General features: G+C 70.0%; 13 protein-coding genes. 3 read left to right on the top strand and 10 right to left on the bottom strand.

The annotated features are described in order from the left end of the window. Positions 1-40 precede the first annotated feature (40 nt). Positions 41-655: a hypothetical protein gene (locus OHA11_RS48210; RefSeq protein ID WP_266509186.1), complete on the top strand. Its 615-nt coding sequence runs from the start codon at positions 41-43 to the stop codon at positions 653-655. On the opposite strand, the gene OHA11_RS48205 is transcribed toward OHA11_RS48210, so the two are convergent. Both OHA11_RS48205 and OHA11_RS48200 read right to left on the bottom strand, forming a co-directional pair. Further along, complete coding sequence (locus OHA11_RS48205; protein WP_266509183.1) at positions 640-1,917, bottom strand: hypothetical protein; 1,278 nt, start codon at positions 1,915-1,917, stop codon at positions 640-642. The two genes, OHA11_RS48210 and OHA11_RS48205, sit on opposite strands and share 16 nt — an antisense overlap. After that, a complete protein-coding gene (locus tag OHA11_RS48200; RefSeq protein ID WP_266509180.1) occupies positions 1,871-2,947 on the bottom strand; it encodes an ImmA/IrrE family metallo-endopeptidase in 1,077 nt (358 codons plus the stop codon). The genes OHA11_RS48205 and OHA11_RS48200 overlap by 47 nt, the downstream gene beginning before the upstream one ends. A 418-nt stretch (positions 2,948-3,365) precedes the next feature. Between OHA11_RS48200 and OHA11_RS48195 the strand changes: the two genes are divergently transcribed. Then, positions 3,366-4,538, top strand: a complete 1,173-nt coding sequence (locus tag OHA11_RS48195; protein WP_266509177.1) for a hypothetical protein — start codon at positions 3,366-3,368, stop codon at positions 4,536-4,538. Positions 4,539-4,668: 130 nt separating this feature from the next. On the opposite strand, the gene OHA11_RS48190 is transcribed toward OHA11_RS48195, so the two are convergent. The 8 genes from OHA11_RS48190 to OHA11_RS48155 form a co-directional block, all read right to left on the bottom strand. Further along, the gene (locus OHA11_RS48190; protein ID WP_266509174.1) at positions 4,669-6,906 is read right to left on the bottom strand and encodes a hypothetical protein; all 2,238 of its coding nucleotides are present in this window, start codon (positions 6,904-6,906) and stop codon (positions 4,669-4,671) included. A 254-nt stretch (positions 6,907-7,160) separates the two neighbouring features. After that, a complete protein-coding gene (locus OHA11_RS48185; RefSeq protein ID WP_266509163.1) occupies positions 7,161-8,909 on the bottom strand; it encodes a UvrD-helicase domain-containing protein in 1,749 nt (582 codons plus the stop codon). Beyond that, complete coding sequence (locus OHA11_RS48180) at positions 8,906-10,783, bottom strand: ATP-dependent endonuclease (protein ID WP_266509160.1); 1,878 nt, start codon at positions 10,781-10,783, stop codon at positions 8,906-8,908. Before OHA11_RS48180 ends, OHA11_RS48185 begins: the two co-directional genes overlap by 4 nt. A 371-nt stretch (positions 10,784-11,154) precedes the next feature. Beyond that, the gene (locus OHA11_RS48175) at positions 11,155-12,222 is read right to left on the bottom strand and encodes a hypothetical protein (RefSeq protein ID WP_266509157.1); all 1,068 of its coding nucleotides are present in this window, start codon (positions 12,220-12,222) and stop codon (positions 11,155-11,157) included. Positions 12,223-12,299: 77 nt separating this feature from the next. After that, positions 12,300-13,445, bottom strand: a complete 1,146-nt coding sequence (locus OHA11_RS48170; protein ID WP_266509154.1) for an ATP-binding protein — start codon at positions 13,443-13,445, stop codon at positions 12,300-12,302. Between the two features lie 36 nt (positions 13,446-13,481). Continuing rightward, a complete protein-coding gene (locus OHA11_RS48165; RefSeq protein WP_266509151.1) occupies positions 13,482-15,707 on the bottom strand; it encodes a transposase in 2,226 nt (741 codons plus the stop codon). After that, complete coding sequence (locus tag OHA11_RS48160) at positions 15,704-16,417, bottom strand: TnsA-like heteromeric transposase endonuclease subunit (protein ID WP_266509148.1); 714 nt, start codon at positions 16,415-16,417, stop codon at positions 15,704-15,706. The genes OHA11_RS48165 and OHA11_RS48160 overlap by 4 nt, the downstream gene beginning before the upstream one ends. Before the next feature lie 186 nt (positions 16,418-16,603). Next, positions 16,604-17,614, bottom strand: a complete 1,011-nt coding sequence (locus tag OHA11_RS48155; RefSeq protein WP_266509146.1) for a TniQ family protein — start codon at positions 17,612-17,614, stop codon at positions 16,604-16,606. Between the two features lie 233 nt (positions 17,615-17,847). On the opposite strand from OHA11_RS48155, the gene OHA11_RS48150 reads away from it, so the two are divergent. Continuing rightward, positions 17,848-20,166: a DEAD/DEAH box helicase gene (locus OHA11_RS48150; protein ID WP_266509143.1), complete on the top strand. Its 2,319-nt coding sequence runs from the start codon at positions 17,848-17,850 to the stop codon at positions 20,164-20,166. Positions 20,167-20,187 lie beyond the last annotated feature (21 nt).

The raw sequence follows: 20,187 nt of genomic DNA, 5'->3' as shown, positions 1-20,187 counted from the left end.
GCCGCGTGCGGCCGGAGCCCGGTGAGGCAGGGTGGAGGCCATGGTGACCTTGGCGAACTCCGTGATCGGCCGTTCCGTGCGGACGGCGTCTGCCGCCCTGCTGGAGGCTGGCACCCAGACCAAGGTCGCCTCCCTGCAGGGCGCTGAGGCCCTGTTCTTCCACCGGTTGGATGCCGCCGAGCACGCCCGGCGCCAGGACGCCGTCGCAGGACGGCTGGATCGGATGGCGGCGCTGGAGACCCTCCTGACGCTGCCGGTGGGCATCCCCGTTCCCCTCGCCTCGTTCGAGGCCAGCCAGCGGCGGGCCGTACGCGCCCTGCCTGCGGGCGCCGCGGACCGTGACCGCACGACGGTGACCCGGCGCGCGGTCCGGCCGGTGCGCGTGGACCTGGCCGTGGTGCGCGCCGCCGGGTGGCGCCAGGGACTGCGGGACGCGGGCCGGTTCGCGCCGTTCTGCCGCCGCGCCATGCTGCTCACCCGCCGCCCCTCACACCTGGAAGAGCTGCTGGCCGAGGCCGACTTCTACGGCATCGGCGTGTTCCTCGCCGCCGAGCACGGTGTGGAGATGCTGCTCGCGCCGGAGGAGTACCGGCCGCAGCGGCACACCGCCGCCGCGTGGTGCTTCGTCGAGGAGCTGTATCAGCTCCTGCGCTGATGGTTGGCCGCCGCCTGCCCGTTCGCTCCGTCCCCCTCCGACGCCGGGGCGGCCAGCGCCCACCGCTTCAGCTGCTGGGGCACCTTGAAGGCGTCCGGCTGCCGCAGTTGCGCGTTGACCAGTGGATACCGCTCTACCGCCGTGCGGCAGTGCTCGTGCCACCACTGTTGGCGCGCCAGCCCGGGAGTGATCGCGGTCAGCGTGCGCAGCCACTCCATCAGCACGGCCACATTGTGTGCGGCGGCCCGTGCCGGCCGTTCGTCGGCATTGCTGGCGAATTCGTCCAGTGCCCACACCCCCTCGCACACTGCGCAGCCGCAGATGGGGGCCGGGGCACCGGCGAAGCGGTCGGCCAGGGTCTTGCCGAGGAAGAAGTCCATCAGCTCGGCGAACAGCACGTGCGGCGACGTCGAAAAGCCCTTGCTGGTCTTGGCCTTCTCGCCCGGAGCGACAATGTGCCGCAGCCGGCTGCCGACACCGAACGCTGTGAAAGAGGCTCCCGCGGCCAGCGCGCCGAAGGCCGCCAGATCGGTGCGCAGCAACGCCGCTCCCGGCACTTCCTCGATCACTCGCCGCAGGTGGTCGACGGCTCGTGCATGACGCGCGAGAGGGTCCATCTGACCGCCCAGCATGATCGCCTTGGGCCCCTTCACCAGCCGCAGACAGGCGATCAGCTGCCGCACCGCGTCCTCTTCCCGCAGCCAGCCCACGTCGACCGGCGCCGCGAAGACGACCTGCGCATCGTCCAGGTCGGCCACCCGCCGCACCGCCGCCTTGAGGGCGTCGGAGTCCTCGGCGTGGATGTAGCCGGTCGGGGTCAACGGCGCGGTAACGCCGACCGCCCGCTGCTCCGCCAGCGACACCTCGAGCGGATCGTCGAAGGCGAAGGTGTCCTCCGACGCGGGCGGGAATGGCTCCTCCTCGCTGGCCGCCCGCACCTCGTACACGGCCGGATCGACCAGCAGCGGCCCGCTGAACTGTTCCTCCTTGCGCAGTCTTTTCGCCTTCCGCAGCGCGTTCTTCCCGCACAGCACCAGCCCGCTGCGACCCGCATCAAGCTGTCCGCGCAGATAACCGACACGGGCAGGAGACACCTGCAGCAGCATGCGCCCCTGCAGAACGCTCAGCGCACCGGGCAGGGCCTGCGGCACGTCGGGAGGCTCGGTGAGATCGGAGCGCGGACGCGGCAGCGGAGCAGACGGGTCGATCATGGCCTCACCTTCGAAGCGGCTCAGGGGATAACGAGCGGTCGCCTGCCACATACAGGCGCTTGAAGTCCTCGGGAAGAAGGCGGGCGCACGCGGCCGCCTCGTCGATCGCCAGGCCCCGGTCGGACAACAGGACGTCCACCAGCGCCGGCACGCGCATGGGCCGCTCCGGCTCCACCTCGACCGGTTCGGCCGTGCGGTAGCCGAGCGCCGACATCTCCACCATCACCGTGCGGTACTGCCATTCGGTGATGGCGTTCAGGGTGAGCGCGCGCCGCAGCAGCGCGCTCATCGACACCCGCCAGACGCGCTTGAGCTCCGCCAGCCGCGCCAAGTCCACACCGTCGGCGAACGCCCGCCGTATGTCGGCCGCCGGCATCAGGAACTCCGCGGCGAACGCGTCGGCCTGCTTCTCCTGCTCGCTCGACGTGCCGGGCGCGGGATGCATCACCAGATGGCCCAGCTCGTGCGCGACACTGAAGCGGCAACGATCGCCCGGCGCATGGTCGTTGACCAGGACCAGCGGGACCTGGAGGTCGTCCCACTGACTGACCGCGTCCAGCAGCTCACTGCCGAGACTCCGCATCACGACCAAGCCGCCGGCCTCCTCGATCGCGGCGATCACATCCGCCACCGGCCCCCTGGGCAGGCCCCAGGCGCGGCGCACCTGGCGGGCCGCATCCTTGGCCGTCGTGAAGTCGTCCAGGAGCATGCGGGAGAAGCGGTGCGGCACGTCCGCTGCCGCGGCGGCCTGCACGAGGCCTGTCACCTGCAGCCGCACCAGGGCGAGTTGGGCGTGGATGCGGCGCAGCGCCGAGGACGACAGAGAGGCTCTCTTGCGGTGATGGATCAGTCCCACCCCCACCCCGCTCACCCGGGGATCCAGGCACAGCAGATCTACCGGGTAGCCCAGGGCGGCGGCATACAGCTGGAGACGGTCGTCGGCGACCACAAGGCGCCCCGATTCCGCGCGGCTGACGTATCCCTGGGACACCACCGTGGCACCGGCAGGCGCGGCCTTGGTCATGGCGGCGGCCACGTCGACCTGCGTCATGCCCCGCGACTCGCGCGCGAGCGCGAGCATGCCGGGATGCGCCTGCAGGTCAACGGACGCCACCACACCCCACCGCCTCAGATCAGACCTCAAAACATTAACACGGAATATTCCGGGGCTGATTCGGCTTCCTGGTGGGCTCCGTCACAGCCAACAGCCCTCTGCTGACAGGGCCATGCGGCAGACCGGGGACCGCGCAGCCGCCCCCGCCGTCACCCGGTGATCCGGTCAAGGCAGGACTCAGCAGGACCGGACGGGATCCGGGCCGGTCAGTGACGGCGTCGTCTGCGCAGCCGACCTGCATGCAGCAGGCCGACACGTGCAGGATGGTCCCGGACCAACGGCATGATGTGAAGGCCCCGACGGCGCAGGGGAGTTGCGCACCACATCATGTCCAGGGCCACGGACGGGCGCGCGGTGCGACGCAAACGAGAAGAGGAATGTGCAAGTGAACACGGTACGAGCCCGGGTGTGGCAGTTCCAGGTGCAGGAGCCGGTGGTGACCGTCACGGAGGTTGGGCAGGGCGAGCTGCCGGTCGGGCTGGCCCGGCTCATCCACATCAACGCGCTCGCCTGCGACCACAACCGCGTCCTCGACTACCGGACCAAGCAGCTCGAGGTCCGTCTCCTTGCCAGCTACCTCCATACCGCTGGGGCCGGCGGCCCCCTTCGGGTCGATCACCGCGCGTTCACGGCGAGCTCGCGGCACATCCGCGGCTTCGTCGCCGAAAGCTCAGGCCTGGGCATGCTGACGGCGGCCGGCGAAGCGCTCTTCGCCTGGGACAACACGGCGCATCCGCTGCACAGCTTCGACGCACTGCCGGGCAGCATGACGGACTATCAGAAGGGCGGAATCCGGCCCGATTTGCTGTTCCACCTGCCCGGCGGCCGGGTTGCGGGAGAGGCCCGCGGCCGACACCGCCGCACCAAGACACTCGTGCCGAAACGACCCCTTGCCGAGCAGAAGAACCGGCTGCAGGACCTGGCGCGCTGGTCCGCCGCCCACCGGGACCACGCCTACTTCATGAGCTGGGTCTGGATCGGCCGCTCCGGCGTCGCCGTGGACGTCTTCCTCCCCCAGGACGAACGCTGGGACGGTGCACTCGACGTCCGCTGGAAGCGGCAGAGCGAAGGCCACCAGTGGCGCTTTCCCGTGCACGAGCGACGGCGCAGACCACCAGAGGGCCCCTTCGGGCAGATGCCGACTGATGAACCTGAACCGCCGCTCGACCCGCCATCCGCCACGGACACACTGCGGACCATGTTGCCGGTGCCTGCTGCTGCTCGCACACAGCCCACGGCCGACCCGCTCTCACGGACCGGCCGCCTGGTGCAGCGGCTGTACGACACCGCCCCCGAACTCGATGCGGAACTCGCCGGCAATCCCGTCCGCGGCACCTGGGTGCCCGCCGACGCGCTGGGACCTGCCCAGCACGAGGTGCTGCTGGCTGTCCTGGCCGAACAGCCCCCACCCCAGGCCGGCGTCCGAGAGCGCCTCGCACGGGCCGAAGGCCGTTTCGACGCCTGCCTCGACGGACGTCTGCTGACTGTCGTGCGTTCTGCAGCCGAGCCGCCGCCAAGCTGGCAAGACCTGGAAGAGGTGCTGCTGAGCCCGGCGTGACACACCGACACCCAAGCCTGCCTAGTAACCGGTAGGGGTGCCCGATGGCCGAGGCGTCCAACGGGCGCTTGCCTGAGGCCCGCTGGACGCCGGGCAGCCTTCCCGCCGGGTGTCGGAGCCCTGTCCTCGGTCATGCCGATCCGGGCAGCTCACCCAGCAGAGCGTTCACGGTCTGCTGCCACCTGCGGGCTTCCTTCCGCAACAGGAACCATGCCTGGGCAGTCTCCCGGTCCAGATCAGTGAACTCCTGCAACTTCGCTGCCAGTTCAGCGCCGCCGGTGCTGTTGTTGCGGGCTGTTGCGGAATGCACCTGGTGGGTGAGGCTGTGCAGCCGGTGTGCGGCACGGTAGTAGGCGACCTGGTCCTGGCTGAGACGGCGGACGGCGTACCCGCCGCACTTGCTGCACGGGTCGAAGCCCTTGTTGCCCAGCAACTCCTTGATGGTCACCAGGTCATCGTCGCGGCTGACTCCGCGCTCCGGACGCCGGTGCTTGCAATCGGGGGAGTGGGCCCGGCCCTGATACCGACCGTCCGCGTCCGAGGTGTAGGCCTGTACTCCGGCGAGTATGCCCAACGGCAGCTCGGAGCCACTCTGCCATCCGGTATCGGTGACGGGTTCGAAGGGTTCCAGGTCCAGTTGCTCCATGGCCAGCAGACCGTGCCAGACCGCCGACGCGAAGGGACGGTGCGGAAAATCCCGGTCGTTGTACCCGACAGCCTCCAACTGGCGCAGGTCGGCTACGCCGCGGGCCAGGGCCAGGGAACGCAGTGCATGATCGGTGTCGCGTCGCCCCTCGCACAGCCGTACCAGCACCCGTTCGCCCTCCGCCGTGCTCAGATGGCTGCCGAACGCCTCGTGATGCGGATCGTGGATACGCGCGGGCCAGACGGATTCCTCCTGGTCGGGAGACGGCCGGCGGGGCGCGAAGAGGGCATCAGGCAGGTCACTTGCACCGGCGATGATGGAACCCTGCCATCCTGCAGCGCACCGTTCTTCCAGGACGCTCAGCGCCACGACCTCAAGCCCGCTGCCAACGGAGAACACCACGTACAGCTGCTCGGCATCCCGCGTAGCGGCGCGCAGCGCGCGCAGGTGCTCGCCGGTGACCAGACGCCTGCTGTGGACCGGCGTGTCGTCGAACACCCCCGGCCCGACACCCGATCCGGCCGCGGGCCGGGGGTCCGCCGGGGATTGTGCCGCCAGCTGTTCGGCCTCGGCGGTCTCCGGCTCGCTGTAGGACAGAGTGTGATGCTGTGTCAGCAGCCGCACGGCCACCGGCTCCGGCACCCGCACGGTGATGACGGACTGCGGCTCCCAGACAGCGTCGGCCGTGTACGAGGCGAGCACCCCCAGCTCCCACTCACCCAGCCGGTCAACAAGCGACCTGCCAGAGCCGCGCTCCGCCGCATCACGGGGAAGACGAGCGACCACAATCCGCTCGTCGTGCTTTTCTCCGGCCGCTGCTCGGACGTCGGCCTCCCAGCCTGCCACCACCGCCCGGGCCCGCTCCAGCATCTGGTCGCGCCCCTTGCGGCGGCTGCCCATCGTGTCGGTCAGATGATGCACCACGTAGGTCTGCTGCTGCGGGTCGTCCCAGCTGTCCTCGACCGCGCTGCGCCACCGCCGCCACAGCGACAGCAGCTGCCGGCGAGCCTCGCCGGGGTCGCCCAGCGGTGCGAAGGCTGGCTCGTCGGCGGGAACATCAGGCTCCGTCATGGCGGCCGCCGCGGTCGCCGCCAACAGCGCCCTTTCGGCGACCAACAGCTGGGCCTGCTCCTGCAGGACGTGCAGATACCCGGCCTTCGCTTCGAGCGCCGCCCCGGCCCAGGCCCGCAGCCAGGGGAACAGCGCCAACTGCCGGTGCGTGCGGTGCATGCTCGCCAGCGCGCCGCCCCACTGCCGCAGCACCGACTCACGTACACGCTGGGCCTCTTGCCGCTCCTCCCACGTGTCGTCCTCGTCGTGCTCCGCGTTGTCCTGTTCGGCAGGGACCGCCGGATTGTCGGCCACGGGTTTGTACAGCACGGCGGCCGCGTGCCGGACCTCTTCGTCCTCGAAGGCGTCCTCGTCCGGATCGCGGAAGCTGTCCAGTTCGTACAGCAGACCCAGCCCGGTCAACGTGTCCAGGAACACCGCCAGACCCGTACCCGGACGTGCCCAGGACCCGTAGGTGCCGCACTGTGGGCACATCCGCCCGACCACGGCGGCATTCAGATATACCGTCCGTTCGACACCGCGAGCCGAGCGCAGATACGAGCACGACGGTGTGGCATGCAGTTTCGCCTGCTTGCCCTGACCCGACCATACGGTGATCGTCGTGCCCTCGAACGGGCCGAGTGGCACGTCCGACGTCAGCTGACCGTACATCCCGCAGACTCCCCCTGTGAATGAAATCCGTCACCGCCTCAAACCGCTGCGACCAGGCGGAAGTTGACCCTAACGCGCGGCAGGCCGACGATGGGCCGGTTGATCTCATAAGGCCCTAAGCGGACAGACCCGTCCACGGGCGGTGGCCTCGTGCCGGCGCTGATGCCGACAGCGTGGGCACGCCGAGCAGCAGGCTGCCGCGAGGCTCGTGGTGTCTGCCCCCGGCGGTGTGCGGGGACAGACAACACGAAGGGTCATGCGACGCGGACCGGTACCTGCCGCTCGGTCAGCAGCCGGGCCAGCTGGTCGCTCTCCTCGTCGGGCAGGGCGACGGCGGCCAGGCGGCGGGCGCGGGTGACGGCGACATACCAGACACGCAGGACCTCGTCGGTGGCCGGGTCTGCGGTGGCCCAGCGCTGGACGCTTCCGGCATCGGGCAGCAACAGCAGGACGCCGTCTGCTTCATCGCCCTTGAGCTGGTGGACGATGTTGGTGCGGATACCGGTGGCCGCCTGGAGGCGCGACACGGTGGGTCTTCCGGCGGGGCGGCCTTTGCCGCCTTGCGGAGCAGCCCCGGGCAGAGCGGGCCAGGCCTTCATGGCCTGCCAGACCTGCGGCCCCCATTCCCGGTGGGGCGCAGGCAGGCTGTGCAGGAAGGCGAACGCCGTGCGGTTGACCTGTCCGGCCGAGAGACGGTGGTCGGCCATGATGCGGTCGGGGCCGCCGGTCTCGCCCGGGTACCAGTAGCCGAACAGGACGCGCACGGCGACCGCGCAGGCCCGGGCGAGGTCATCGCCGCTGGCGCCCGGGGTGTGGGTGACGGTGCGGGCCCAGGCCAGGCTGGTGATGGCTTTGGTGTTGGGCTTCTCCCGGGTGATGCCCGGCAAGGTGGCGTACTTGTAGGCGGTCACCAGGCAGTCCTTGGCCGGGACGGCGTACTCCTGGGCCAGCGTGCGGAAGGCGTCGACGATGCCGGCACCGGTCGGGGCGTGCAGGTGCCGGCTGCCGGAGTCGGCGAACCGGGTGGGCAGCACGAGGACGGGGATGTCGTCGTCGCGCACCACGGAGGTGTCCGGTGGGCGCTGCCCCGTGCGCAGGGTGGACGCGAGCCGGCAGATGACGGGGGAGCTGCGCCAGTTGCCGGTCAAGCGGTGCGGGGCGGGGGAGAGCTGAGCGGCGAAGGACTGGAGAGCTTGGGGTTCGGCGCCGCGCCAGGCGTAGATGGCCTGGTCCGGGTCGCCGACGAGGACCAGCGGCAGGCCGGCGTCGTGCAGCAGCTGAAGGATCGCCAGGTCGGCGGCGGAGCAGTCCTGTGCCTCATCGACGACGACTTCCGCGAACCGGGAGAGCAGAGGGGGCAGCAGAGCGGCGGCGGTCTTGGCGTGGCGCAGGTTCCACAGGGCCAGGACCCGCGCCTCGTGCCCGGTCAAATAGCCTTCGTCGCACCACGCCTTGCGGGTCTCGAAGATCTTCTTCTCCCACTGCGCGCGGCTGTAGGAGGTGTCCTTGAGGAGCTGGCGGGTGTCGTAGTCGAGCTTGTCCCAGGCAACCGCCTCGCGCGCCTCGCTGTAGGAGGGATCTACCGTCATGGGGAAGCGGTGCAGGTTGATCTCCCGGTCCGTGCCCTCCACCGGGGCCTTGATGCTCGCCCAGGATTCCAGCAGACGGGGCGCCGGCCGGGCCGCCCGCCGCGGCTTGACCAGGAACTCCCACAGGAACGAGTCGAGCGTGCCGATGAAGTGCGGCGCCTGGACCAGATCGGCGCGGCCCGCCGAGCGGCAGCGCCGGGCCATCTGGTCCCGCGCCACCCGCGTGAACGAGATCAGTGCCCGCCCCTTCCGCAGCCGCTGCCAGGGCGACTGCAGATGCCGGTTGGTGATCACATGCGTCTTGCCCGCACCTGGGCAAGCGGCCACATAGGCAGGCGCGGCCACGGCCATGGCGGCCTGCTGCTGCTTCTCGGCGTCGGCCCGCACCGGATCCGTCTGCTGAGGCGTCGTCATGGCGCGCCCACTGCAGGCGTGCTCGTGTCCTGGGCGGTGATGAAACGGATGGCACCCGCCAGGTACTCGGGCACCGTGAACGGCACCACCCGGTCGGCCAGCACGTCGGCGAGTTCCTGCGCGAACCGGCCCTTGGAGATCTCGGTGCCCTTCAGGATTTCTCCGTCCGTGCCTGTGACGGTCCGGCTGGTCTTCGGGACGAACAGCTCCCCGAACGCCAGGGCGGGATCCGTCGCCTCAACGACCTGCCCCCAGCGGTCCTGCGAGTGCGGCGCACAGAGCAGGAACGCCGCCCGCAAGGCGGTGATGTTGTTCTGCGACCACAGGGCCGGCTCCAGCGTCCTCGGCGCCGCGGCCAGGTGCAGCTCGCCAGGAGAATGCCAGCCGCGCGGCAGCTTCCGCAGCGACTGCAGCCGGGGTGGTTCCGGCTGATCGGGCGCCACGTCCGTGTCGGTGATCAAGGCAACCCGCCGGCCCAGACAGATGCCGTCAACGGGCGCCAGCAGCACCCGCAGATAGACCTCGAACCCGACCCCGTCCACGATCACCCGGGTGGTGCCGAAGAACCGTTCCACCGCCTCGAACGCCTCCCGCTTCGCCGACGCATCGGCGCCCTCGTCTGCGGCGAGGACCCGCTCGGCCAGAGCCGGCAGCAGCAGAAGCTCGGAAATACCCTCCACGAGGATCGCCCGCGACGCGAACAGCAGAGCACTCTTGGTGGCATCGAGATAGCGGTCCAGATGCCGCACCCGCTCCGGGCTCAACCCCAGTCGGGGAATGGGCAAAGGCCGCGCCTGCCAGCCGTCCGACAACTCACCCGGGCAGCGCGCCATAACCACCAGGTCCTGAACGCTCGCCGCTGCCGACAGGATGGGGGAGTGAGTGGTGACCACCACCTGCAGATGCCCGGCCGGCTCAGCCGGGTCTCCCGACGGCTGCCGGCGCGAGGCGCGCGCCCGCCGCTGCAGGTAACGCAGCAGCAGGGTCTGCAGCTGCGGATGCAGGTGCGCCTCGGGCTCCTCGACCAGCAGCACGGTCAGATCCGCCTCCGCCGCCGCGTCCAGCTCGGCCATCACCGTGGCGATGAACAGAGTGTTGGCGTAACCCAGCCCCGAGGCCGACAACGGGAACGGCTCGGCGGAGACATCACCCAGCAGCATGCGCAGCGACCGGGCGATCGACGCGAACGTCGGCTCGGCCAGAGCCAGTTCACTCGCCTGGGGATGCGCGCCGACCGTCAGATCCCGCAGCGGCTCGTTGATCTTCTCGCTGACCTGGACCACGTCCGGGTCAGCAGCCACCGTCTTCAGCTCGGTGCCGATCCGTTCCACGAAGGCATCGACCTGCTCGTCATCGCCCAGCAGCCCGCGAAGGATCATCCGCACCCGATCCCCGCCCGCCGAGGCCAGTTCCCGCTCGGCATCGCGCAGCGCCGGCAGATAGACATGCCGCACACCGCCCCGCGCCGGAGGGTCCCCCGTGACCGGAAGGCCCGCGCCCTGCGCCCAGACGGTGCTTCCACGCCGCCCGCCCGTTTGCGGCGGCGTCCAGGACACCTGCCACCGGCCGGTACGGCTGTCAGGAGCGCCCTGGGGCAGCAGCGCCTCCAGATACGCGCCGCTTTCCCGCGGGCCGATGCCGGCCACGTCCAGCTGCAGGCTGGGGCCGCCCTGCGTGGCCGTGGTGGTGAGGACATCGGACTCCTCGAAATATCGCACGCGCCGCCCGTCCAGGGGGTCCGTGAGCAGCCGGAGCGCGTCGATCACGGACGACTTGCCCGCGTTGTTCTCCCCGACCAACACCGTCACTTCCGGCCGCAGCGGAATCCGTACCCGCTCGCACGACCGGAACCGCTCCACCAGCACCTCGGCCACGTACACCGCCCGCCCCCATCCCCCGAACGTCACTGTGAGTAATAGCGATCATCGGATAATAGTGGGCATTGTCTGGCGCGGCGTTCAGAACTCGTCGTAAACCAAAGCGGTCAGCGCAGATGACGGCCCGCGCCACAGGAGCGCCGGCTGTCGGGGCCCAGTTCCACGTGAGCCGCGAATCGGGCATTCAGGGAGGAACGTCACGTACAGCACCAGGCGCTGCAGGTAGTCGTCCCCGAAGTTCATCCGCAACAGCGCTGGGCCTGGTGATGCCCGTCGGCAAGACCGCCCTCGCTTGCGGCAGTGGGGAAGGGCCCGGCCCGGTAGCTGCCCGAGACAGCGGTCAGGGGTGCCGTGGGTGTCCTGTGCGGTCAGAACTCGTCATCGTCGGGATCGGTGAGGAGCCCGAGTTCTGGATCGTAGTGCAGCGGGGACCGCACATAGCCGTTGTGGAACTGCCAGCCCTGGCGCAGCACCGCCCTGACCGGTGCGAACGCGAGGTTGCCGACCCTCCTTCCGGCGCCGAGCGTGGGAACCGCGGTCTGCCCGGGCTCAAGGGAAGGGATCTCCACGATCAGGCGGTGCCCGAGCCCCGGCACATAGGCGTGCCACGGGGCCAACCGCGCCGGCAGGTGCCCCGGGTAGGGCCGCTCCTCGATGACCCTTCCGTCCAGCTGGAGCTGGCGGCGCAGGATCTGCGCCAGCCCCGGCCGGTCGATGCCGCTGGCCGGGATCACACGGTGCACCGCCCGGGACTCCACACCCGTGCGGCGCAGATGCCCGCAGATGTCCTGGCTGGGGCCCACGGATTCGCGGTACACCAGCAGACCGCAGGAGATCGCCATCCACGTGAACAGCAGGGCACGGAACTGCAGGTGTTCCGGCAGGGCGGCGTCATCGGCCTGCACCGGCCAGAAGTCGGGCTCGGTGTGGACCTCCTCGTGGAAGGTCAGCCCTCCATGGATCATCAGCATGGTCGGCTCGGCGATGCCGGCCCGCACAGAGGCGGCCGTATCCGTCCACCAGGACCACCAGGTGCCGCCGTCATAGGAAGGCCCCCAGGAGACGGCTCGCAGCACAACGCCCCTCTCGATGCGCACTGGCGGCTCCTCCCACACCATCAGCCCGGATGGTGAGGGCACAATGCTGGCGATCTGGGCGATGCACGGGACGTCTGTCAGCCCCATGACGCTCTCGGCGGCTTCCCGCGTGATGTAGAACAAGTCCGCTTTGCGCAGTCGGCGCCTTTCCGCGTTGGCCAGGGCAGCCGCCTGATCCTGCGCCCGCTCAAGCGACGCCACGGCGGGCGGCATCAAGAACGTCACTCCCTCCTGCTGCAGCATGTCCGCCCACGTCTGGGGCGCGTTGTAGCGCAGGAAGTCCAGTGCCTGCAGCCACAGGGCATGCACGTCCTGGATGCCGGTCCGGTCCACGCTCATAGCGGGCTCGATCCTCGAAAGGGGTACAGGCGAAACGGTGCTGGCGGAGGGCCTGTGCCGCCCGGCGCCACGGGTGGTCAGTGCCTGGGCAGGATCTCTTCCCGGCCGGCGCGGATGGCCTGAAGGTGCTCGAGGGTGATGTCCTCGGTGCCGTCGAGGATCGCATTGACGGCGGCGCCGCAGATGAGCTGGGACAGGTAGAGGAAGTAGCCGCCGGTCCGGTCGTACAGGTACTGGGCGTGCTGGGTGAGCACGTCCTTGCTCAGCTTGCGCATGCGCAGGTTCTTCTCGTAACCCTTGAGCACGGCCAGGAAGGGGGCCTGGCCCTCGGCACCGTCGCTCCAGGGAAGCGGGTCCACCCAGGTGACCGGCAGCAGGCTGCGCACGTTCTGCTCCTTGGCCAAGGCCGCTCTCAGCTCGGCGGCGGTGGCTTTGGGCCGCAGCCGCTGTTGGGCGGTCCACAGCGCCTCGTCGCGGCGGTCGCAGCCTTTGCGGGCGGCATGGACGATGTCGGTCGCGCCGGTACCGCAGAAGATGGTGGTGATGCCCAGCCGGGTGCGCAGGTAGTCGAAGTAGTGCAGGATCGGTCCGAGTTGGCCGGGCAAGACCCGCTGGATGTCGTCGACCAGCAGCAGGCGCGTCTGCTTGCGCTCCATGACGGTGTGCACGGGCAGGGACAGGTCGGGGATGCGGCGCAGCTGACGGGCTTCCGCCTCGTTCTTAGGCTCGGGGGTCAGAGCGAGGAAGGAAGCGATCTCCCAGATCCAGTTGAGTTTGTTCTCCGGGTCGTGCGGGACGGTGATGTGCACGACCGGGACCCGGTCGTCGAAGTGCTTTTCGACCCTGCGCTGCAGCTCCCGGCCGATGAGCCGCAGCAGGTACGTCTTGCCGGTGCCGGCCGGTCCGTCGATCACCATGTCCAGCAGGCCCTCGTACCGGTTGCCGTTGACACCGAAGGTGCCTCGGGCCTGCAGCAGACAGTCCTTCAGGAACGCGGTGTCGATCATCAGCAGATGGCGGTGGTAGTCCACTCGCGGGTCGTCCTCGTCGACGTCCATGTCCGCGGGTGCGCAGTCCGCCAGGTCGGGCGGTGTGAACTCGGTGCGCACATAGCGGTCCCAGCCTTCCCAGGAGAAGATCCAGGCGGGCAGGGGCGGCGTGGTGCGCACCAGGTGGGCGATCTCGGCCCGGGCATCGGATGCGGCTGGCACGGTGGCCTTCATTCAGCTCTCCTCGGTGGGGTGAAGCGAGAGGCGGGGTCATGCGGGCGCAGTGGTGCCGGCCGGCGGCGGGTCGTCCTCGGAGCCGGCCGGGGCAAATGAGGGCAGGGTGTAGCGGCCGTTGTCGACGTCCCGGGCCGGAACGGGCAGCGAGGGGGCGGCGGGAACGGTGTCAGGGTCCAGCGGCGTGACCGGCGCCGCGGAGTCGGCCGTGTCGCCGGTCTCGGGGCGGATCACACCGCGGAACGGCAGGCGGGGCTCGGCCGCCTGCCGGGCGGTCGGCCCGCGGCGGGTGCGGCGATGGCGTTCCTTCACGGCCAGGGTGATGGCCACCTCGTCCTCGCGGCTGCCTCCGCCCAGCGCCCATTCCTCGGCCGCGTCCTGCCAGTGGTAGTGCGTCCACGGCAGGTCGGCCAGCATGTGCCGGTAGAGGAACTCCACCGGGATCCACCTGCCGCCCAGCCGGTGGTCATACAGCCAGGCGACGTCGGGATAGTAGGGGTTGTAGCGGGCCTCCCACCGGCCGTTCTTGTGCGCGATCCCGGAGTCGAGGCCCTCCAGGTCCCGCAGCCGCCCATCAAGGGACCGGTAGGTGCGGTTGTCGATCTGGACGCCCTTGTCGGTGACCGTGACCCAGGCCGGCACCAGCAGCTTCCGGTTGTCCTCGGCCGTCAGCTGCCTCGGCCGGTAGCCGTAGCTCGCCACGAGCAGGTCGTACATCTGGTTCGGGGACAGCACCATTCCCGGATACAGGAGGCTGCGCAGCCCCTCGTGCGGCTGCTGCTGGTAGTCGAGCGCCACCCATTCCTCGGCCGCCGCCTGCATCTGGTTGATGCTGAACAGGCGCTGGCGTTCGACCCCGTAGCCGCGCTGCTCGAAGCTGCGGCCTGTCCAGCCCTTCACGTACTGGGCGCAGGTGTCGGCGAAGCCGTGGAAGAAGGCCTCGACCAGCGGCTTGTCGGTGGGCGTGTCCTTGCGGGCGTATTCGATGCTGATGCCCAGGAAGCTGCACACCCTCTTGAAGTGGTCGCTCAGATACGGGCTGCCCTGGTCGATGACGATGGTCCGCGGGTGGATGACCGGGCGGGCTGCGACGGCCTCGGCGAAGCGGGCGTCGGCCGCACACAGCTGGCCGTAGGGCAGGGCCGAGTTGCGGGCAGCGGTGAGCGGGTCCCAGCCGGGCCGCATGGGCAGCGGAGCGAAGCACTGCGCCAGCAGCAGCACCAGATCGAACGCTTTGGTGGCGCGGCCGCCGATACGCCTGCCGGGCGGCCCCTCTCCGGTCACCGTGGGAACGATCATGAGGGCTATGCAGGAGCGGGAGGCGACATCGATCGCGGCGGTCAGCTCGGCCGAGATGGCGCGGCCTTCGTCTCCGATCATTTTGATCTTCAGGGGAGAGGTGTCGATCTGCACCAGCTGCCCCGGCCGCAGCGCCACCGACGGCGTGTACGGGCGCTGCGGTTTGCTGTCCTGGCGTGAGCGCCGGCGCGTGGTCTTCTGGAGCTGCTCGGTCAGTCCGAGTTCCTGCATCCGGGTGTAGAACGTCGAGCGGGGCAGCAGCAGCCGCTCCGCCTCCCGGGGATCCTGCAACTCCCGGCTGTAGCGCTGACGGATGAGGATTTCCACATCCTCATATACGCGGTTGACCCGGCCGCCGGACTCGCGGGCGTGGCGGGCGGTGATCTCGTGCATCAGCGCGATGACCCGCTTGTCGGTGCGGCCGCCCGGGTCAGGGGTGCGGGTCTTGCGGCCGTCGTACAGCAGCACCAGCGGGTTCTCGTCGGCGTCCTTCCAGGCGCGGCGCCGGTCGTCCAGGGCCCGCCAGCTGAACTCGATTCCGGCGGCGGCGAGTTCGGCCGACTTGGTCTGGCAGCGCTGCTTGAAGGTGGTGGTGTCCGGGTCGTAGCCGGGCCGGGCCGTCGCGCAGCCGGGCCGCAGCCCGGTGTGGAGTTCCTTCATGTGCTCGTGCCACCACAGGGCCTTTTCCCGCTCTGCGGGGGTGGCGGCTTCCAGCAGCTCGCCCAGCGCAGGCAGCCGCCTGCGGGCGACGTCCTGCCCGTTCTCATCGAGGACGGCGAAGTCCGGGGCGCTTTCGACCTCCCGCCACAGGGTGTCCGCCGGCGCCACATCGCCCGACAGCGGCCGCAGGCTGATCTGCCGCCCCTGGAAGGCAGTGACCTCCCACAGGGCACCGCGCCAGCGCACCAGATCCCCCAGGCGGACCCGGTCGGTCTCGAACCAGCCCGACACCGTGCCCATCATCGCCGCCTCCCCACCGCCCAGACCGGGGAGAAGGGCAGCAGCGGCCGGCCCCAGTCGATGTCCAGAAGGCGACGCCAGATCAGCCGGTACACATGGTCGCGGCCGAGGTACTCAGGTACCCCGCTGGCCGTGACACCCTCCGTCAGCGGACGCGGCCGCCGGAACGCCGCCAGCAGGGCCCGCTCATGCGGCTCCTCGCAGACGGCTGGCTGCCGGTAGTCCGCCACCAGCAGCAGATTCTCTCGCCGCACCCCGTGCGGCACCGCTCGCACGCACACGCTCCAGCCAGCCTGAGCGGCGACCTCGCGCAGCGCCGCCAGACGTTCGCGCCACTGCGGGCCCATCCGGTGCGGTGCGAGCACCACTGCCTGCCGCGCCCCCTCGCGCGTCAGAGCGATGAAGTCCGGCCGCCACCGGTGCCGGATGCGGCCCTGCTCCCAGTGCAGTTCGACCGGCTCCCCGGCGAACCGGCTGATAGCGGAATCGAAGTCCAACTCGGTGGCCACGTAGGTGCGCCGCTTGGACCCGCACACCACCAGCGTGCCCGTCGTCGCCGACCACCAGTCGGTGAGCTTGCCCTGCCGGCCGTGGTAGGCGACCGGGTCTGTGGGCGGCTGGCGCTCTTCCAGCGTCACGCCCCACAGTGCCTCGGGTGCGACACACACCAAGCGGCCCTCGTCGTCGAGATGCCACGCCTTCACCTCACGCACCCAGAGCCTCCCTCCGCGTCTCCCGGCCGGAGCCGGTGCCCCGAACCAGGTCGTGGCGCCAGCCTGGCCGTCTCCCGCCCGCAGCGGTCAGCGCACCGAAGCAGACGTCACTCGAACGGGTGACGCCTGCTTGACGAACCCCCCACTCCCGCTTCGGATCAACTCGCCCTTAGTGAAGGCCAGTTCTCACACCATGCAGGAGCGCTCGCGCAACGAGCTGGACGGCTCGGCAAGTCGGCTGTGCCCCACGGCCAGCACCCGCCGACGGCGCCGACGGGCACCAGCGGCCCCGTCGGCGAACGTGGCCGCAGCGGGCTGAGCATGGTGATCCAGCCACTGCGCCAGCTCGCCCCAGCCGTCCACGTCCTCCAGTCCCCAGCCAGCCGTCAGCTGCTGCACTTCCTCCATCCACACCCCCCGCGCCGCATGCGTGCGCTCACCACACTGCTCGTAGCGCAGCATCTCCCGTGCCAGCTGTACGGCCTCCGGATAGACCACCAATGGGCCGGTGCGCAGCTCCCGCGCCTCCAGCTCCGCCCTCCAGGCCCGCTGCGTCCAGCTCCACACATCCGGAGCACGTTCCCACCAGCGCGACACAATCTGGAAGCCGTCGGCGAACAGCTCCGCGCCCGCCGCACCGAAGCGGCCCTCCAGCCGCACCCGATCGGCGTGCGCACGCACCACCTCCGGCAGCCCCTCCAGCCGCACCACGTGCGGATCCTGGCCGCGGTGGTCGTCCGTGAATCGCCGGTGCCGCAGGCACACCCGCCACGGGTCCGGCCACACCAGCCACGCCGCCTCACGCACGCCCCGGGCAAGGGCACACAGGTCGCAGCAGCGCACCACATGCCCCTCTCGCACCTCGAACGGCCACTGCCAGCGCGCAGGATCATCTCCCGGCAGCAGGAAATGGTCCTGGAGGTTGGTCAGGGCCAGCTGCAACCGGTGCGGCGTCCGGCCGGACAGCACCGCCAGATGATCCAGTGCCGCCCGGTTGACATACAGCTCCGCCAGGGCCGGCAGACGGGGATTGACCGGTTGGAGGCCTGTACCCACCCGGTCCAAAAGATCTCCGAGCTCCAACTCGTGGGCGTGCGCCAGACGATTAACGAACGAGCCGGTCGACTCGCCGGCCAGGCGCGGCACTGGGACCCGCAGCCGCAGGCGCGGTCCCCATACGCCGGCCCTGTCTGCCATCACACCTCCCACACCACCCACCAGAACCGCATGCGCCGCAGGCAGGCCGCACGTGGCCCGGCCGGGCCACGCGTGCAACGCAACCTCCGCATCCCAGTCCCGGCCGCGCACGGCCGCAAGACCCCTTCACCCGTTCGAGTGAAGTGCGGGCGCCTGTGCACCGCAGAGCGCCAGGCCCCCCTTCCACCCTCGAAGGGGCCGGACCGCCTCAAAAACCCGAAAGGAGCACGGCCATGGCCGAGTTACTCCGGTTGCGCACCCCGCTGCGCCCGTTCCAGCAGCAGGCGGTCGACAACTGCGTCACCGAGTTCCTCCTCGGTGCGCCCCGCTGCCGCGTCGACTCTCCGTGCGGCAGCGGCAAGACCTTCATCGCCCTCAACGTCGTGCACCACATGGCGCCCACGGGCACCTCCGTGAACGTCGTGCCCACGCTGGAACTGCTCGAGCAGACCGCGCGCGAGTGGCACAAAGAAGGCCGCCCCGGCCGCTACCTCGCCCTCAGCGGAGATCCGGACCTGCCCAAGGACCCGGCCCTGCGCGGCATCCTGACCGCCGTCACCACCCCTGCCGCACTCGCCGCGGAGATCTCCCAGGCCGACGGCCCGGTCAGCGTCTTCGCGACCTACCACTCGCTGGGAAAGATTGCCGAAGCCCACCGGCTGTTCCACATGCCGCCCTGGGACGTGCTCGTCAGCGACGAGGCCCACCGCACGGCCGGCAACCTCGCCAAACCATGGGCGCTGCTGCTGAACAGCCAGCAGATCTTCGCCCACCACCGGCTCTTCGTCACCGCCACCCCCCGTAACTTCGAGTCCAACACGGGCCAAGACCTCCCGGTCGACATCGAAGTCGCCTCGATGGACGACCTGAACCTCTACGGCCCGGTCGTCTTCCGGCTCTCCCTGGCCGATGCCATCGACCAGGGGCTGCTGGCCGACTACCGCATCGTCGCCATCGAGGTGGAAGACGCCGACCTGCGCGCCATCCTCAACCGCAACCCGATGCTCGCCGCCAACTCCGAAGGCCTGCGCATGGCGGCCGCCGAGGTCGCCCTGCTGCGCGCCATGCACGACTACGACCTACGACGCGTCCTGGTCTTCTCCCCTCGGATCAAGGCCGCCGAGGTCTTCGCGGAAACCCTCCCCGAGACGGCGGCCCTGATGCCCAAGCGGATGCAGGGCCCGCTCCAGGTCGGCACCGTCAACTGCGAGCAGAGCCGCTATGAGAGGCTCACCCAGGTCAGCGCCTTCAAAGAAGCCTCCCTGACCTCCAGCGACAAAAAGCCGCTGCGGGCCGTCCTGACCAACTGCATGATCTTCGCCGAGGGAGTCGACGTCCCCGCCATCGACTCCGTCCTGTTCACCAGCGCCAAGACCAGCACCTACCAGATCGTCCAGGCCGTCGGCCGGGCCCTGCGCCCGCTGCCCGGCCAGACCAAAGTCGCCCACATCATCATCCCCGTCTACAAGGCCCCCGGCCAAGACCTCGCCGACGCCGCCAAGGGCACCCGCTTCTACCTGCTGCAACAGGTTCTGTCCGCCCTCAAGCTCTACGACGAGCATGTCTTCCACCGCGTCCACTACCTGCGCCACCCCAAGCCCGCCGACCCCCTGCACCCGGTGGCGCGCCCCGAACGCGCCGACGAACTCATCCCCCTGCTCCGCATGTACGCCGAAGACCCCCACAACAGCATCTGGGAACTCGGCCTCGAAAGCGCACGGCGCTACCGCGAACAAAACGGCCACTTGAAGGTCCCCAGCAGCTACTGCGGCCCCGACCGCTTCTACCTCGGCTGGTGGCTGGGCAACCAGCGCTCCCTGCGCATGAATCACAGCCTCAAACCCGAACGCATCGACGCCCTCGACGCGCTGGGCATGATCTGGGAACACTCCCGCACCAGCATCGAGCACCGCTTGGACATCGCCCGCGCCTACCATGCCCAGCACGGCCACCTCACGCCCGTCCCCGGGGAACGCTTCCGGGGCATGGACTTCGGCCGCTGGATCAACACCTGCCGCAGCAAGGTCCGCCGGGGTCAACTGCCCTACTGCTACCAGCGGGCCCTAACCGACATCTACCCCTGGTGGGACGCTGGCTGGGACAAACACGGCCACTGGCGGCGCATCTACGCACGCGCTCTCGCAGCCGCCCGCCGCGGCGAACTGACATTTCCCGACCTCGCCCCCGACAGCGACGACCGACCGCTGGAGCACTGGCTCGACAAGCAACTCCACGTCCTGCCCAGCCTCAGCTCCGCCCAGCACAACCTCCTGGGAGCCCTGCCGCTTCACCACCCGCTCGCCCTGCTGCTGCGCCCGCCTCGTAGCCAGAGCGAACGCGCCTTCGCCCACGGCCTGCGCCATGCCCACGCCTACTGGCGCGCCCATCAGCACCTCAACGTCCCCTACGACCACGTCGTCTGGGACCGGGGCAGCTCCTTTCGCCTCGGGGAATGGATTTCTGACAAGCGCTTGCGGCCCTACCGTCTGACCCGCGAACAGCTCGACGCTCTCGAAGCACTCGACATGCGATGGACACGAACGCTGGCATAAACCAGTCGACCCCCAGCCGAA

Origin of the sequence: Streptomyces sp. NBC_00878 (genome assembly GCF_026341515.1) — a bacterium.
GTDB lineage: Bacteria > Actinomycetota > Actinomycetes > Streptomycetales > Streptomycetaceae > Streptomyces.
Note: the sequence above shows the minus strand (reverse complement) of the source record. Positions and strands in the feature narration are given on the sequence as shown.